Genomic DNA, 15,852 nt, shown 5'->3' with positions numbered 1-15,852 from the left:
AACCCTGCTGTTTATGGGCTGGTCGTTGCTGGCCTGGGGCTTGCTGGCTTAGCACTATCCTCTGCAGCACCGAGGCGATCTAGTGCCTGGGCCAGCGTAGCGCTAGACAGTAAGCCCAGGTGGCTGTCGACCAAACGGCCCTCGGCATTGTAGAACAGGGTGGTGGGTAGGGCGGCTGAGCCCGCTAAGCGACCAATGTCTCGATGCCGATCCTGAACGACATGATCCATTGTTAAGTCCATTGTGCTCATGAAATGTTCAATGGTTGCTGCGTTCTCTGCCTGATTAACAAAGACAAACAAGACATCGCTGCGCTCTTGCTGAGCCTGCTGCAAGAGCGGCATTTCTGCTCGGCAGGGTGGACACCAGGTCGCCCAGAGATTGACCACCATGGGACGATTGGCATTTTCCGCTTGTAAGCTGGCTAAATCGATGGCGCGGCCATCGAGTGTATAAAGCGTATGTTCGGGTGGGCGGCTCGCTTGGTTTTCAATCTGCCCCAGCAGACCGCCAGTTAAGCCCCAGGTGACTAAGCCCCCGAGCAAAGCAGCGCCCAGTGGTATGCGCAGTGCTGCTTGGCGCAGGGCCAAATAGCCCGCGTAGAGCAGCACCACAATGAGCCCGATGATTACATCGAAACCACCGTCGCGAATATCAATCCAGGCCACAGGGTCTAGGCCATAGTTACTATAGTAGCGCGCCACAAAAGCACAGCGCGCGGCGATAAAGCCAATCAATGCCAGGTTGAATAGAACATCGCCAATGGCGATATCGCGCCGGCCGGCAGTTAATTTGCCGATCAGCAAGGCCACTAAAAAAGCGCCAATCATTAGCGCTTGGGAGACCGATAGGGCCAGTGGCCCCAGGTTAAATGACAGCATTAGCTCCCTGCCTTGGTTCGATGAGTGTTACTGCTTTTGCAGCTGTTAGTGCGCGATGGCGGTTTGAAATACTTGGGCATCACACAATATTCCTTTTCTAAGAGGCAAGATGACTGCCTAAGTTCATTTTCTTAGGCTTAGTTGTGCTCAGGGCTGCGACATTGTCATTGAAAGCCCAGATTAAGCGCCGTATCTTGAAGCGCTTCACTATTCGCCGCCCGCAGTTTGGGGCAGTGCCAAGATAAGATTGAATAACAAGGGAGCAGAGCATGATCATGAAAACTTCTCGGGGCTATCAGCAAGCAAGTCAAGCCAAAGCGCCGCAAGCTATTTCACTGGGAGGCCGCTAGCATGTCACGTCCCGTTGCATTTATCACCGGCGCAAGCCGCGGCATTGGCGCTTGCACTGCCATCGAGTTAGCCAAAAATGGCTACAACCTAGTGCTTACCGCGCGCACCCTCAAGGAAGGCGATAAGAACGAATACGGTAGCTGGGAGTCGAACTCCACCGCACTGCCGGGCAGCCTGGAGTCTACTGCTGAAGCCGCGAGAAAAGAAGGCGCTGAGGTACTCTGCGTTCGCTCGGATATTTTGGATATCGATTCTGTTTTAGCGGCGGCGGATCAAGCCATAGCGCATTTTGGCCAGGTCGACTTACTGTTCAATAACGCTTGCTACCAAGGCCCGGGCAATATGCAGCGGGTGCTCGATGTGGAAATTGAGCAAGCGCAAAATATCTATATGGGCAACGTCCTAACGCCACTGGCCTTAGTGAAAAAGCTCTTGCCTGGCATGTTGGCAAGAAAAAGCGGCGCGGTGATCAATATGGTCTCTGGCTCTGCGATTACCGATCCGCCAGCACCGGCCGATGAAGGTGGCTGGGGCTTTGTTTATCCCTCTTCCAAAGCGGCTTTAATTCGCATGGTGCCGAGCCTGCGCGTTGAGCACAAAGACAGCGGTGTGCGTTTTTTCTCCGTGGAGCCGGGTTTTGTGTTGACCGAGGTGATGAAGGCCAATGGCCTCGATGACAGCATTGCCGCGCGCTTTAAGCCGACTCCTCCCGAAGCCATTGCTGAGATCATCCACTGGCTGGCTACTAGCGAGGCAGCCCTAGAGCAGCATGATCGCGCGGTTATTTTTGCACCGCAGCTGCATAAGAAGCTCTTTACGGATCAGGCTTAATGTTGCTGCCAAATAAAGTCGGCTTGATAACTGGCGCTGGCAGTGGCATTGGCCGCGCCACGGCGCTCACCTTTGCTAAAGACGGTGCCAGAGTCGCGGTGGTTGATTACTCCATAGAAAGCGCCGAAGAAACTGTCGCTATGATTCGCGCCCAGGGCGGAGAGGCCGTGGCTATTCACGCCAATGTCGCCAAGGAAGATCAGGTGCAAGCCATGGTCGAACAGTGCGTGGCTGCCTTTGGCCGCTTAGATTGCGTGAGTAATAATGCCGCGCTCGGTGGCGGCTTCGCGCCCTTGGTCGATGTCGAAGAAAAGAACTGGCAGCTGGCCCATGATGTGAGCTTGAAGGGCGTTTGGCTGTGTATGAAATATCAAATCCCGCAAATGCTGAAGCAGGGTGGCGGCGCCATTGTGAATATCGCTTCCTTGTCAGGGGTTCGCGGCGAGACCATGCAGGCACCTTACAGCTCAGCCAAGGGCGGCGTGATTGCATTGACCCGAACCGCGGCTGCGGAATATGCCCAGAAAAACATTCGTGTTAATGCCATCAACCCCGGCGGTATTCGCACGCCAGCCATGCTCAATTATTTTGACAAGGTGCCCGGGGCTGAAGAAAACACCGCCACAGTGCACGCCATGCGCCGGCTGGGCGAGCCGGAAGAAGTCGCCGATGCGGTGGCCTACCTCTGCTCGGATCGGGCCTCATTTATCACTGGCACTACCTTGGATGTGGATGGCGGGGTGATGGTCAACCCCCACACTTTTTAGCCTAGCTTGATTAACCGAGTGCCAGCCTCAGGCGATCACTCGAGGTAGCTCTCGCCAGCTGGTGGTATAAGCTGGCGAGACGAAGTCCTTGCGCATTTTCCAGGTGGCTGAAGTGCCTTGGGAGGCTAAAAATACCGTGCCTTTGCCGTGACGCGAGTTAATCGCGTCCAAGGCATCCATAAGACGGTCGGCTCGGTGTCCCTGGCCGCCCTGTAACAAGTCCAATTGTTGCTGGCTTTTATCCAAGATCTCGATCAGCCCGATACCGGCTTTGGTGTAGGCGTGACCGGCTTGGTAAATACTGGCCAGGCCTTGCAGGGCCGCTTTGTTGATCAGCCGCAGATCGTCACTTGGGTAGGGCAGTTGCAGCACGCGCTGGGCGCTGTGGTAGTTGCCTTTGAATGGCGAGCTGTGGATAAACACCTTGAGAGTCAACACTTGGCTGTGCTGGGCGCGCAACTTTTCTACGGCGCGAGTGGTATAGAGTGTCAGCGCCTCCTGAATTGGCTGCAGGCTATGGAGCGGGGCGCCAAAGGAACGGCTGCAGTAAATTTGCTGCTTGGCCGCCGGAAATTCTTCCAGCTCGTAACACACACGACCGTTCAACTCCTCGATGGTTTTTTCCATATCGACAGAGCTGTGCTGGCGCACTATTTTGGGGTTGGCCGCGGCCAAATCCCAGGCCGAGTGGATATTCAGTGCAGCCAAACGCTGCGCCATTTTGCTGCCCACTCCCCAGACCTCAGTGAGGGCTGCGCGCTTGAGCAGCCACTGCCATTTGTGTGGCGCATCCAGTACACAGACGCCCTGACAGCTGGGGATTTTTTTGGCAGCTTTGCTGGCTAATTTAGACAGTGTTTTAGTGGGGGCGATACCGACACCGACCGGTATGCGAACGTGCTGCCAGACCGTATCCCGAATCGATTGAGCAAAGACTTTGCTCTGATCTGGCAAGCCATCGAGGCGCAGAAACATCTCATCAATGCTATAGATTTCAATCTCTGGAGCGAAGTTGCTCAGGGTGTCCATGACACGCTGGGAGAGATCGCCGTAGAGCGGATAGTTGGAAGAAAACACCTGCACTTGATGGGCTTGCAGTAGCCCCTTAATTTTAAAATAGGGCTGCAGATCCGGAATGCCCAGTGCTTTGGCTTCTTTTGAGCGAGCGACAATACAGCCGTCGTTATTGCTTAACACCACCAGCGCTTTGCCGCGCAAGTCGGGGCGAAAAACCTGCTCACAGGAGGCATAAAAAGCGTTGCAGTCGACTAGCGCGAACATCGATGATTGCGAATGGAATGGGTGACAACGCCCTCTATCACTAAGCTTAGCTCACTGTGGATGGCAAGGGGAGGGTAGTTGGCGTTGGCCGACAGTAAACGCTGCTGGTGGTAATCTAATACCTTGCAGGTTAGCTCCCCGTCTACGGCAGCTAAGACCACAGCGCCATGCGAAGCTTTAACAGCTCGGTCCACGATCAGTAAGTCGCCGTCGAAAATGCCAATATCCCGCATCGACTCGCCGCTCACGCGACAAAAAAAGGTCGCAGCGGGGTGCTGAATTAAATGCTCGTTGAGATCGAGCTTACCGTCCATATAGTCATCAGCGGGGCTCGGAAAGCCCGCCGGCACACGGTGACGGAAGTAGGGCGCGGATACATCGAGCCGGGCTTCAAAGTCGGCTATTCGCTCTATGCTCATGGTAGCTATCAATTCAAAACTGTATATTCATACAGTATCCATGGAAATAGTCCTGTAGACAAGGGCTGCGAAGTCCTGAGGCAGTATCGGCAGTGATACCAACTGAGATTTAGCGGCTAGCGGCGCCTGGCAAGGCTGGGCCCGGCCCCTTGCTTCTGGTATTAGTGTAGGCGCCGCCCTAGGTGGCCCTGCTAATCCTAGTGGTACGATTACCCAGAGCAAAAGGAGCGATCTATTAAGCCGCAACAGCGGGCAAGCCGTCGGATTATTGCCCCAGTGTCCTCTTACTTAGGCATCGCCAGTGCGCTGAGCCTTATTGCCGGGCTGATGTGGCCGCTGCAAGCGGCGGCGGTGGCCTGGGTAGTGGCCGCTTGGGTCGAGGGCAGCAGCGAGCATAGCGCGGTGGCGCTGCTGGTGTTCGCAGCTGCGGCACTGCTGCGTGCAGTGCTAGATTACTGCGCCGGTGGCTATCTGTTTAAGGCCGCCGATATCACCATTACCCGGGAGCGCAGCGCCTTAATTCAGCGCGAAGCGCGGGCCCGGTCGGCGCATAGCTCCGCTGAAATTGCCGCGCTGATGGTGCAAAAGCTGCCCCTGTTGCAGCCTTGGATTACTCGCTATTACATTGCCATGGTGCGCGTGGCGGTCATCCCCCTGGTATTGGCGGCGCTGTGCTTTTGGCTATCCTGGGTGGCGGCGCTGATTCTCCTGATAGCGGGGCCTTTGATCCCTGTTTTTATGGTCTTGGTGGGGATGGCGGCGGAAAGCGCATCGCGCAAGCAAATGGATGAGATCGGCTCAATGAACGCGATGCTGATGGAGCGCCTCTCAGCCATGCTTGATATTCGCCTGTTGGGTGCCGTCGACCGAGCCCTTGGGGACTTCAGTGAGCGCGCTGAGGGCCTGCGGCTAAAGACTATGGCCGTTCTGCGCATTGCTTTTCTATCCTCGGCAGTGCTGGAGTTATTCAGTGCTATCGGCGTGGCGATGCTGGCGGTGTTTGTCGGTTTTACGCTATTGGGCGCGATCAACTTTGGCACCTGGGGCAATACTTTGGGCTTGGCAGAAGGCCTCTTTATTTTGCTGATTGCCCCAGAATTTTTTCAGCCCTTGCGGGATTTGGCGGCGGCTTGGCACGATCGTGCGGCGGGTTTATCGGTGGCCAGTGAGCTCGAAGACTTAGATGCAGCCGAGCGAGTGGCTTTTGTCGGCAGCGGCAACGCAGCGCAGCCCTTAGAGGGGCCTCTGAGCATTGATTTAGCCGCTGCCGTCGCAGCACTGCCCGGCAAGGCGCTAGCACTACCTGACTTAGCTTTGAGTGCTGGACAGTCACTGGCCTTGATGGGGCCAAGTGGGGCGGGCAAAAGTACCACCCTGGCTTGTATAGCCGGCCTGCTGCCCTTAAAAGAAGGCAGGCTCATGGTGTGTGGCCAAGCTTTGAGTGATAGCAATGCCGATGCTTGGCGCGCCCGTATTGCGCTGATTCCCCAGACACCGCAGTTTCCTGACCAAAGTTTAGCTGAGTGGCTCGACCCGGAAGGCCGAGGTCTTGACCCTTGGCCGGCGCTGAGGATGGCCGAAGCGGAGGCGGTGGTGACTGGTTTAGCGGATGCTTTGCAGACCCGCTTAGGTGAAAGTGGCGGCGGGGTATCTGGGGGCGAGGCGCGGCGCTTGATGATCGCCCGGGCGATACTCAGCGGGCGTGAATTAATTATTGCCGATGAGCCGACCGCAGACTTAGACCCAGAGAGCGCAGCAGCAGTAATTCGCGCTTTACTGCGGCTGCAAGAGCAGGGCCACAGCCTGCTAGTGGCCACACACGACCCCGCTTTGGCGGCGGCGATGGACCGCGCTATCGAGGTGGCCCCATGAAGGCCCTGATCTCAGTTATCGCTTTGCTGGTGGCCTCGGCGCCCAAGACCCTGTTGCGCGGGGCGGTGCTGTCAGTGCTTACCTTGTTGATGGGCATTGCCCTGCTGGGTTTGTCGGGCTGGTTTATTACGGCGACGGCTATGGCCGGCATAGCCGGTATTGGTATCGCATTTGATGTGTTTCGTCCTTCGGCTGGTGTTCGCTTCCTGGCGCTGGGGCGCACCGCAGCGCGCTACGGCGAGCGTGTATTGACCCACGATGCCACTTTGCGGGCCTTGGCCGCGCTGCGGGTGATGTTGCTGCGCCGTCAGGCACAGCAGGGTGCTAAGGTCTTGGCCAGTTTGCGCAGTGAGGCCGTGCTGACCCGCATTGTGTCGGACGTGGATGCACTCGACGGTCTTTTGCTGCGGCTATTATTGCCGGGTATTGCAGCCGTGCTGACACATCTGGCGGTGTTTTTGGCGCTGGCCTGGCTGGTCACTTGGAGCCTTGCGACTGCAGTACTGCTGGGCTATGTGCCGCTGGCGCTGATCATTCTTTACTGCCTGGCCCGCAGGACTCAATCGCCCTCGGCCGAGTTGGAGCTGCAGCAGCAAAGCTTGCGACGTGCGCTGATCGATACGATTCGGCACCGCCACTCGCTGATCCTATCGGCAGGGCTGGCTGAGCGTGAAGCAGAGCTCTTAGCGCTTGATGCTCAAACGAGGCACTCAGCCCAGGCACTGGATCGGCAGGAGCGGGGCGCGGGCTTGTTGCTGTCGCTACTGGTCGCTGGGGTGAGCGTTTTGGCCTTGTTCTTTGGCGAGCGCTTAGTCAATGCCGGCGGCACTGGCCCAGCGCTAGCGGCTATTGGGGTCTTTGTGGCATTAGCTTTGGCTGAAGCCCTACCGCCTTTGCGGCGCGGTTTTGCCGATTTTGGTCGCATGTACGGCGCTGCCCAGCGTATTGCCGGCGGCGCAGCGCGCAGCGCGGAAACAGCCTTAAAAGCGCCTTCCCATGTGTTAAACTCAGCTCTATTGGAGCTCGAAGTATCCTCTACGACATGGCGTCTTGAAGCCGGTGACAGCCTTGCTATAACTGGGTCTAGCGGTAGCGGTAAAACGAGCTTGATGCTGCAAATTGCTGGCTTGCTCGACAGCGAGGGCATCACCGTCCTGGGCCGGCCGCCGCAGCAGTGGCCAGACAGCGAACTGCGGCGTATTGTATGTATGGTTCCGCAGCGCAGTGCATTGATTGCCGGGACCATTAGAGAGAATCTACAGCTTGCCCAAGATGCCAGCGACGAAGCGCTGTGGGCGGCACTGCAAGTTGTGGCCTTAGATCAAGTGATTGCCGAACGCGGCGGCTTAGATGCGCGTTTGGGCGAGGGCGGGGCGGGTCTGTCCGGTGGACAGGCGCGTCGATTGGCGCTGGCCAGGGCAATACTAAAACGGCCTCAGTTACTGTTACTGGATGAGCCCAGCGAAGGTTTGGATGCCGAGACCGCCGACCGCGTGCTGCGGGGTATCCGCGCCGCTCTGCCAGATACAGCGATAGTGGCGAATTTACACCGCTTTGTGGATCACCCAATTTTTGAGCGGCACTTAGCTTTATAGCTAGCGACAAGTAGGAGAGTAGGGAATGGATCTCGATATCGTTGAGTTATCGCGCCTGCAATTTGCCTTAACGGCTATGTATCATTTTCTGTTTGTGCCGCTGACGCTAGGTTTGTCGGTCATTGTGGCGATCATGGAGACGGTCTATGTGATGACCGATCGGCCGATCTGGCGCCAGATGACCAAGTTCTGGGGCCTCCTCTTTGGTATTAACTTTGCCCTAGGCGTGGCGACCGGTATCACTATGGAATTCCAGTTCGGCATGAACTGGTCCTACTTTAGCCACTACGTCGGGGACATCTTTGGTGCCCCGCTGGCCCTAGAGGGCTTGATGGCCTTCTTCCTCGAGGCAACCTTCGTTGGTTTGTTTTTCTTTGGCTGGGACAAGCTCAGCAAAATCGCGCACTTGGTCGTTGCTTGGTTGGTAGCAATTGGCTCCAACTTTTCCGCGCTGTGGATTCTGATCGCCAATGGCTGGATGCAAAACCCGGTCGGCGCGGAGTTTAATCCCGAGACCATGCGCATGGAGATGACCAGCTTTTTCGACGTGATGTTCAACAGCGTTGCCCAGGCCAAGTTTGTGCACACGGTGTCCGCAGGCTATGTCACAGCTTCGGTCTTTGTACTAGGAGTGTCGGCTTGGTACTTACTTAAAGGGCGCCACGAAGAGCTGGCGCGCCGCTCCATTACCGTGGCAGCATCCTTTGGTCTGGCCTCTGCGCTGTCGGTGGTGGTCTTGGGTGATGAATCAGGTTATGCCACCACTCATAGTCAGCAGATGAAACTCGCGGCCATGGAAGGGATGTGGGAGACCGAACCGGCACCGGCATCTTTCACCCTCTTTGGTCTGCCTGACCAAGAAGCGCGGGAAACTAAATATGCCGTGCATATTCCCTTTGCCATGGGCTTGATCGGCACCCGTTCGCTGACCACAGAAATACCGGGCATTAACGACTTACTGGACAAATCTGAAGGGCGGATTCGCTCCGGCATCATCGCCTACGATGCGCTGATGACAATTCGTGAGCAGCGTCAACAGAGCAGCCCTGAAGTGCGTGCGACTTTTGAAGCACACAGCGCCGATTTAGGTTATGCCTTCTTGCTAAAACGCTATGTAGAGGATCCGCGCGAAGCCAGCGAAGCGCAGATCATGCAAGCTACTGAGGATACTTTGCCGCGAGTGTTCCCGCTGTTTTGGGCCTTCCGGCTGATGGTGGCGCTGGGCTTTAGCTTTATTATTGTGATGGCTTACTTTTTCTGGCGCTCGAGCTTCCGCCAGCAAGTTTATCCGCGCTGGGCCTTGCGCTTGGCGGTATTTATCATTCCAGCACCTTGGATTGCCGCCGAGTTAGGCTGGTTTGTGGCCGAGTACGGCCGCCAACCCTGGACGGTTGATGGGGTGCTGCCGACGGCGCTGTCGGTGAGTCACTTGTCAGTGATGGATTTGCTGCTGACGCTGATTGGCTATGTGGTCTTTTACACAGTACTGCTGATTATCGAAGTCGCTTTAATGCTGAAGTACATTCGCAAAGGGCCCTTTGAAGATGTTGAAGAGACCCGCTTGTGGAATATCCAGCACCAACAGATGCTCAGTGGTAATCAAGACTTGAGCCACCAGACTCAAGCATTAAGGGAGTAAGGCTTATGATTCTGCATGAATTGATCAGCTACGATGTGTTGCGGGTGATTTGGTGGGCACTGCTGGGCTTGCTGTTGATCGGCTTTGCTATGACCGATGGCTTTGACATGGGCGTGGGCGCGCTGCTGCCTTTTGTCGGCAAAACCGATGTCGAGCGCCGCGTAGTGATTAACACCGTGGGTCCGGTGTGGGAGGGTAACCAGGTCTGGTTTATCCTCGGCGGCGGTGCCATTTTTGCCGCTTGGCCGCCGCTCTACGCGGTGAGTTTCTCGGGCTTTTACCTGGCGATGTTTACGGTTTTGGCGGCGCTGATCTTGCGCCCAGTGGCCTTTAAATATCGCTCTAAGCGCGAGGACCCGCGCTGGCGCTCAAGTTGGGACTGGTGCCTGTTTATCGGCGGCGCGGTGCCAGCTTTGATATTCGGCGTGGCGGTGGGCAATGTCTTGCAGGGAGTGCCCTTTGAGCTCACCGCGGATTTATTCTCCCGCTATGAAGGGGCTTTTTACGCGAAATTTGCCGGTCTGCTGAACCCCTTTGCACTGCTGACCGGCTTGGTATCACTCGCCATGTTGGTCACTCATGGTGCGGCGTGGTTGTCTTTTAAGGCTGAGGGCGTAGTGGCAGAGCGCTCCCGTCGCTTTGGCACAGTTTCTGGTTTATTGATGATTGCTGGCTATGTGCTGGCCGGGATCTGGCTGGCCACAGGCATTGAAGGCTATGCCTTAGTTGGAGAGGTGGTGGCCAATGGCCCCTCCAACCCCTTGTACAGTGAGGTAGTGCGCAGTGACTCTTGGCTGAGCACTTACAGTGAGCGCCCTTGGGCCGCTGTGGCGCCGTTACTGGGCTTGCTGGGTATGACAATGACCGTGCTGGGACTGAGGGCAGGGCGCGAGGGATCGACCTTGCTGTGGTCTAAGTTGGGCATTCTGGGCACAATTTCCTCGGTCGGTTTGACGATGTTTCCTTTCCTATTGCCGTCTTCACTGGACCCGCGCTCTTCCCTGACGGTCTGGGATAGCTCCTCCTCACACCAAACCCTCTTTGTGATGCTGGTGTCAACGGCCATCTTCATGCCCATCATTCTGGCTTACACGGCATGGGTTTACCGTGTGCTCTGGGGCAAGGTGACGGAAGCCGATGTCACCGACTCTCACTCCGCTTACTGATTATAAGGGATTAAGCAATGTGGTATTTCGCTTGGATACTAGGCCTGCCCTTAGCAGCGATGTTCGCAGTTATTAACGCCATGTGGTTAGAAATGCAGAGTGATCGCCTGATGGCGCAGAATGCAGTGCGCGAGCAGCAGGATAAGTCACAGTCAGGGCAATGACTGGGCAGCGAAGCTTTTAGCGAGCTGCCCTTTTAGCGAGGCTTAAGTAGCCAGACATCCTCGCTGGCTTCCACTAGGCCTTTGAGCTTGCCCGATACGGCTTCGCTGGCAATGTGCTCTATCTGATAGGCATCGCCATAGTACTGCTTGATCGCTGCCTGAGTGATCGAGAAGGGCGGGCCATCCATTGCCTTTTGATCGTATTCAAAGGTAATGAGCAGTTGCGCTGCCTGATGAGCGATCCTCGCTAAGTGGTCGACGTATTCCATGCGCAATACTTCTGGCAGAGCGACCAAAGCGGCTCTGTCGTAAATGGCATCAACATGCCCCAGAGTGTTTTCATCGACCGAGAAGATATTGCCGACAAAAATATCGATACTGTCAGCGCTGTAAATCGACAGCTCGCCTGCTTGGGCGATCTTGGCTTTAATCTCAAGCTCTTCAAAAAGCTGCTCGATTGCCAGCTCACTTAATTCAATCCCCACGACTTGGTAGCCCTGTGCTAGCAGCCTAGCGATATCGCGGGTTTTACCACAGAGGGGCAGCAGTATGCGCTGCCCCGGCTGCAAAGCGAGCTGATGTAAGTGCTCGCTGAGTAAGCGGTTGCCATCTTTTTCATGAAAGCCAATTTCATTCTTGGCCCACTTTTCATGCCAAAATTCTTCGTTCATCACTGTGCACCCAACTCCAAAGTTATGGAGGCTATATTTAGCCTAGGTTAAAAAGAGGAATTTGGCTGCTTTAAAAATTCTATTTCTTCGGCGCTGGAGGGGCGGCGCAGAATGTCATTGCGATGCGGGTAGCGGCCAAAGCGATCAATGATGACCTTGTGTCTAATCTCATAGCTGAGGGTTTGTTCGTCAGTGTAGTCCTTGAATAGGAGCTCCGCTTGTTGGTGAATGAGCTTCGATTCACTGTGCATATAGGGCATTAGCAGGAATTTCCGCTCATCGAGGCTGCTGAGCTTGTCGAGTGCGCCCGCCGCCACTGCTTCCTGAGCGAGGGTTAAAGCCATCGGATCCTGAGCAAAAGCACTGGGGCTGTTGCGGTAGATATTGCGGGAAAACTGATCCAGAACAATGATTTCAGCGAGACGGCCCTCGAAGCTACTGCGCCAAGTATAAAACTCTGCAGCGGCGGCTCGCTTCAGCAGCTCTGAAAAACGTTCACTGAGCATTTCATCGAAGGCGAGATTTTTGTCAAACCAGGTGGATGGGCCGGCTTCTTTAAACCAAAAATCTAATACTTGCTGGTACATCAGGGTCTCCTTTTGCCAATGTTTTACTGAGCTTAGCATTAGCCCTGTTTATTCCAACTGTCTGATGGCTTAAGAAGTTTTTAACCGAAAGGTAGCTCACCTTTTTTAACCTGCTCGAAGGCTTCTTCGCCAAAGATATGTTCGACCATCAGCGCCATATCGGGAGCTTTTCTGAGTTCATTGCCGCCTTCGATAGCAAAGCTTTGTCCAGTGACCCAGCTTGATTCAGGGCCAGATAGATAGCGAATACCGTGGGCAATATCTTCCGGTTCGCCTAGACGACCGAGGGGTTTTTCCTCGGCAAATTTCTTATATATCGCGTCATTTTCAAATAAGCTTTGGGTCGCTTCGGTACGGGTGAGCCCCGGGCGAACCGCATTCACACGAATTTTAAACGGCGATAGCTCTTCCGCTGCCGCCCTCACTAGGCCCTCCAGTCCTGACTTGGCCGTTGTGTAAGCTGGCAGCCAGGGGAAAACAAGTTTTGCTGCATCTGAGGATACGCAGACAATCGAACCGCCTTTGCTTTTCATTAGCGGCGTGGCGTATTTCAAGATCAAAAAGGCACTCTGGATATTAAGCCTTAGCTCATCCATAAAGCTATTTTCATCATGCATGAGCAGTGGCCGAATGGCCCCGCCGCCAACCGTAGAAACGCAGATATCTAAGCGTCCGGCAAAGTCATGAGCCGACTGCAGCGCCTGTTTCATATCCTGAGCATTTAAGGCGTCGCCGGCTAGCACTTGGATTTGTGCTCGCTCACCAAATTCATTGCGCAAGCTCTCTTCGGTGCGCTCAAGGGCATCGAGGCCTCTGCTAAGTAAGCTGACTGAGGCGCCATCGCTTAAGAATTGCCGGGCAGTGGCCGCGCCTATGCCACCTGATCCGCCGGTGATTAAGGCGTGTTTGCCTAAAAAGCCATTCATGATCTGAGATCCTTTTATTATTGATTTTGGGCTAGGGCAGAGAGCCAACAATGGCCTGTCTGCGGACGAGCATACTCAGTTATACCCAGCAGTCTATTTTGCCGCTAGCTTTACGCTGATAGTGGCTATATTACAGTGTCTAAGGGGCTTTAATCACTTAATAATGAATAATTGACACATGTTTCAATTTATATAGTATGGAGATCAGGATTAGCTTAATGGGGCGAAAAAAGCCCCTGTTTTTATAGCAAGACCATCAACTTCAGAGTTGGGTAGATAGGAGTATCTGAGTTTAGTAAGACGCTTTAATCAATTATTGATTTACGAATGAAACCTGCAATCTGGGAAATATAACAATGAGATCTAGATTATTTGAAATTCGTTCTTTATGCAGTGCTTCTATACTGCCGCTATGCCTTGCTGCACCTCCACTTGCAGTAACGGTACATGCTGAAGAGTCGCTTCGATTGGAAGAGGTTCTAGTGACGGCCCGCCGCAAGGTGGAGTCGCTGCAGTCAGCGCCCATCTCGGTCATGGTACTGGATGGCGAAAAGCTGCAGCGCTATGGCATTCAGTCCGTGGAGGATGTCAGCGCCTTAGCTGGTGGCGGTGTGATGATGAGCCGAGAGGGCACTCAGCCTTCGCTGTCTATACGCGGTATCAGTGCTGACACCACCAACCCCGGTTTTGCGCAATCGGTCGGTTTGGAGGTTGATAATGTGTTCTATGATCGCGCAGAGTTCATTATTCCTTCCTACCTCGATATCGGCAGTGTTGAGATTTTGAAGGGCCCTCAAGCGATGTATTTCGGCAAGTCTACTGTTGCCGGTGCAATCGTTATTCATACCAATGACCCCACCCCTGAATTTGAGAGCAATATTGCTGTGGGGCATGAGTTTTCAGCTAAACAAGACTATGTCGAAGCCGTGGTTTCGGGGCCATTACTGGATAACTTGAATGGACGACTTGCCCTCAAGTGGTCGGAGTCTGATGGTTGGTTAAAAAATGAGGCGCCTCCATTTGCCGGTGAGGATTGGGACGCTTCTAAAGAAGTGATTGTTCGCGGCGGCTTGGCTTGGGCAGTTGCCGATAACTTGAATGTGACATTTAAGTCTCAGTATTCAGAAGTCAGTGATGATGGCCCCGGCACTAGGACTCAGGCCGTCTTCTGTAGAGGGCCTGCTCTAGGTGGCACAGAAATTACTGGGATACCTTCTGACTTGCGAGTGCTTGGCGCTGCTTATGAGATGACCGACAACTGTAAAATCGATAATAAAGTTTCGGTTTACCCGGCGCCACCCGGACTTGATTATGCCAACAAAGTGTATGGGGATTGGGAGTTCTGGACCAACTCTCTGGTTGTTGACTGGGAGCTAAATGACAACTGGGATATAGCAGCTATTACTGGCTACGGCAGTTACTCCGAGAAGTATGAGACCGGTTTGGCAGCCTCTCAGGGTCTTATCTCGGTGCATATGAAAAAGCATAAATATGAGACGATTTCCCAAGAGCTACGGGTTTCGAGTAATTTTGATAATGGTTTAAATTACCTCTTTGGCGGTATCTATTCCTCAACGGACCTAGAGCGATACGCCGATGCACAGCTGTTCTTAAACCTGCCGGACCCTGTCACCGGTAGCCATAACTCGACCACGAGTCGCACCAAATCTGAGGAAGAGACAGTCTCCGTATATGGTGAGTTGACCTGGGATATTAACGAAGCACTGACCTTTTCTATCGGTACTCGTTACACCGAAGTCGACTTAGACGTGATCCGAGAGCTTCATTTTGTCAACGGCTGGTTTGACATTATTGGCCTCAACCTGTGGAAACCGGCGGGCTGGGCAGTTAACCCGAAGGTTAAGACCGACAACTGGTCATCAGCGGCTACTCTGCAGTGGACCTTTGATAACGGCTCGACAGCTTTCGCCTCTTATAAAGAGGGCTTTAAGCCAGGTGGTATATCCATCACCAGTATGCCTAATGCCGATGATGAGTTGGCTGACTACTTGTTTGATGAAGAAACTGTCGACGGCTTCGAGATAGGCTATAAGGGCTTTTTCTTTGATCAACGCATGAGCCTAGATGTCATCGCTTTCGCCTATGACTTTACGGATACGCAAGTAAACCTCTATCAACCCGATACCGCTTCATTTGTCGTTACTAATGCCGACGGCGCCGAGACGATTGGGGTGGAAGTGGGTATCGGATGGCAGGCGAGCCAGCATCTGAACATACGCGGTAATGCCACCTATAACGATGGTAGCTACCAAGACTTCTTTGTCGAGTGTTACTTGTTCCAAACTGAACAGCAGGGCTGTAACCCAGACACACAACTGCAAAACATAAATGGCAAGAGTCTGCCCCGAGCGCCTGAATATACCTTTGGTCTCAGTGCTTACTTTGATTACCCACTGGCCAATGGTGCCAATATGGATATTTCGATCGATACGACCTGGAGCGACGATTTCCACACGACCGTCACCAACGACCCGCTTTTTATTCAGGATAGCTTCTGGAAAGTGAATGCTGGTGTCGGCTTTGAGGATGCTGATCGGAACTGGCGTATTTCTCTGATGGGGCGCAACCTGACCAACGAGAGAGTGATTAGCTCTGGCGTAGTGCGGGCTCAAACCACTGATGGTTTAGTCAACGTTCTTCGCGAGAGAACAGTGACTTTAGAAGTGCGCCGTTTTTTCTAA

Annotated in this window: 14 protein-coding genes; 8 read left to right on the top strand and 6 right to left on the bottom strand. The window is 54.2% G+C overall.

All coding sequences use genetic code 11. From position 1 onward, the window contains the following. Positions 1-11: 11 nt before the first annotated feature. Positions 12-881, bottom strand: a complete 870-nt coding sequence (locus H2508_RS03950) for a TlpA disulfide reductase family protein (protein ID WP_182169068.1) — start codon at positions 879-881, stop codon at positions 12-14. Positions 882-1,232: 351 nt separating this feature from the next. On the opposite strand from H2508_RS03950, the gene H2508_RS03945 reads away from it, so the two are divergent. After that, on the top strand, positions 1,233-2,063 hold the full coding sequence (locus H2508_RS03945) for an SDR family NAD(P)-dependent oxidoreductase (RefSeq protein WP_182169067.1): 831 nt from the start codon (positions 1,233-1,235) through the stop codon (positions 2,061-2,063). Then, the gene (locus H2508_RS03940; protein WP_182169066.1) at positions 2,063-2,830 is read left to right on the top strand and encodes an SDR family NAD(P)-dependent oxidoreductase; all 768 of its coding nucleotides are present in this window, start codon (positions 2,063-2,065) and stop codon (positions 2,828-2,830) included. The genes H2508_RS03945 and H2508_RS03940 overlap by 1 nt, the downstream gene beginning before the upstream one ends. Before the next feature lie 27 nt (positions 2,831-2,857). Here the strand turns inward: H2508_RS03940 and H2508_RS03935 are convergent, their stop codons facing one another. Together H2508_RS03935 and umuD are read right to left on the bottom strand one after the other, a co-directional pair. Next, positions 2,858-4,111 carry a Y-family DNA polymerase gene (locus tag H2508_RS03935; protein WP_182169065.1) on the bottom strand — a complete coding sequence of 418 codons (1,254 nt, stop codon included), beginning with the start codon at positions 4,109-4,111 and terminating at the stop codon, positions 2,858-2,860. Beyond that, a complete protein-coding gene (umuD, locus tag H2508_RS03930; RefSeq protein WP_182169064.1) occupies positions 4,099-4,530 on the bottom strand; it encodes a translesion error-prone DNA polymerase V autoproteolytic subunit in 432 nt (143 codons plus the stop codon). Before umuD ends, H2508_RS03935 begins: the two co-directional genes overlap by 13 nt. Positions 4,531-4,806: 276 nt before the next feature. Between umuD and H2508_RS03925 the strand changes: the two genes are divergently transcribed. The 5 genes from H2508_RS03925 to cydX are packed head-to-tail and all read left to right on the top strand — an operon-like array spanning position 4,807 to position 10,966. Further along, positions 4,807-6,402 (top strand): ABC transporter ATP-binding protein/permease, encoded by a 1,596-nt coding sequence (locus tag H2508_RS03925; protein WP_220463572.1) that lies wholly within the window; start codon positions 4,807-4,809, stop codon positions 6,400-6,402. After that, entirely contained in the window at positions 6,399-7,997 is a 1,599-nt protein-coding gene (locus tag H2508_RS03920) for an amino acid ABC transporter ATP-binding/permease protein (RefSeq protein ID WP_182169063.1), read from the top strand. The genes H2508_RS03925 and H2508_RS03920 overlap by 4 nt, the downstream gene beginning before the upstream one ends. 25 nt (positions 7,998-8,022) lie before the next feature. Then, the gene (locus H2508_RS03915) at positions 8,023-9,636 is read left to right on the top strand and encodes a cytochrome ubiquinol oxidase subunit I (protein WP_182169062.1); all 1,614 of its coding nucleotides are present in this window, start codon (positions 8,023-8,025) and stop codon (positions 9,634-9,636) included. Positions 9,637-9,641: 5 nt separating this feature from the next. After that, positions 9,642-10,802 (top strand): cytochrome d ubiquinol oxidase subunit II, encoded by a 1,161-nt coding sequence (gene cydB, locus H2508_RS03910; protein ID WP_182169061.1) that lies wholly within the window; start codon positions 9,642-9,644, stop codon positions 10,800-10,802. 17 nt (positions 10,803-10,819) lie between these two features. Continuing rightward, positions 10,820-10,966, top strand: a complete 147-nt coding sequence (gene cydX / locus H2508_RS03905; protein ID WP_182169060.1) for a cytochrome bd-I oxidase subunit CydX — start codon at positions 10,820-10,822, stop codon at positions 10,964-10,966. Positions 10,967-10,998: 32 nt separating this feature from the next. On the opposite strand, the gene tmpT is transcribed toward cydX, so the two are convergent. The 3 genes from tmpT to H2508_RS03890 all read right to left on the bottom strand — a co-directional run bounded on the left by tmpT (position 10,999) and on the right by H2508_RS03890 (position 13,150). Further along, a complete protein-coding gene (gene tmpT, locus H2508_RS03900) occupies positions 10,999-11,637 on the bottom strand; it encodes a thiopurine S-methyltransferase (RefSeq protein ID WP_182169059.1) in 639 nt (212 codons plus the stop codon). Between the two features lie 47 nt (positions 11,638-11,684). Further along, complete coding sequence (locus H2508_RS03895; protein ID WP_182169058.1) at positions 11,685-12,224, bottom strand: DUF924 family protein; 540 nt, start codon at positions 12,222-12,224, stop codon at positions 11,685-11,687. 80 nt (positions 12,225-12,304) lie between these two features. Continuing rightward, complete coding sequence (locus H2508_RS03890) at positions 12,305-13,150, bottom strand: SDR family NAD(P)-dependent oxidoreductase (RefSeq protein WP_182169057.1); 846 nt, start codon at positions 13,148-13,150, stop codon at positions 12,305-12,307. Positions 13,151-13,617: 467 nt separating this feature from the next. Here H2508_RS03890 and H2508_RS03885 point away from each other — a divergent pair, with 467 nt between their 5' ends. Then, a complete protein-coding gene (locus tag H2508_RS03885) occupies positions 13,618-15,852 on the top strand; it encodes a TonB-dependent receptor (RefSeq protein ID WP_182169056.1) in 2,235 nt (744 codons plus the stop codon).

This window comes from Sediminihaliea albiluteola, assembly GCF_014077625.1.
In the GTDB taxonomy this organism is placed as follows: Bacteria; Pseudomonadota; Gammaproteobacteria; order Pseudomonadales; family Halieaceae; genus Sediminihaliea; species Sediminihaliea albiluteola.
Note: the sequence above shows the minus strand (reverse complement) of the source record. Positions and strands in the feature narration are given on the sequence as shown.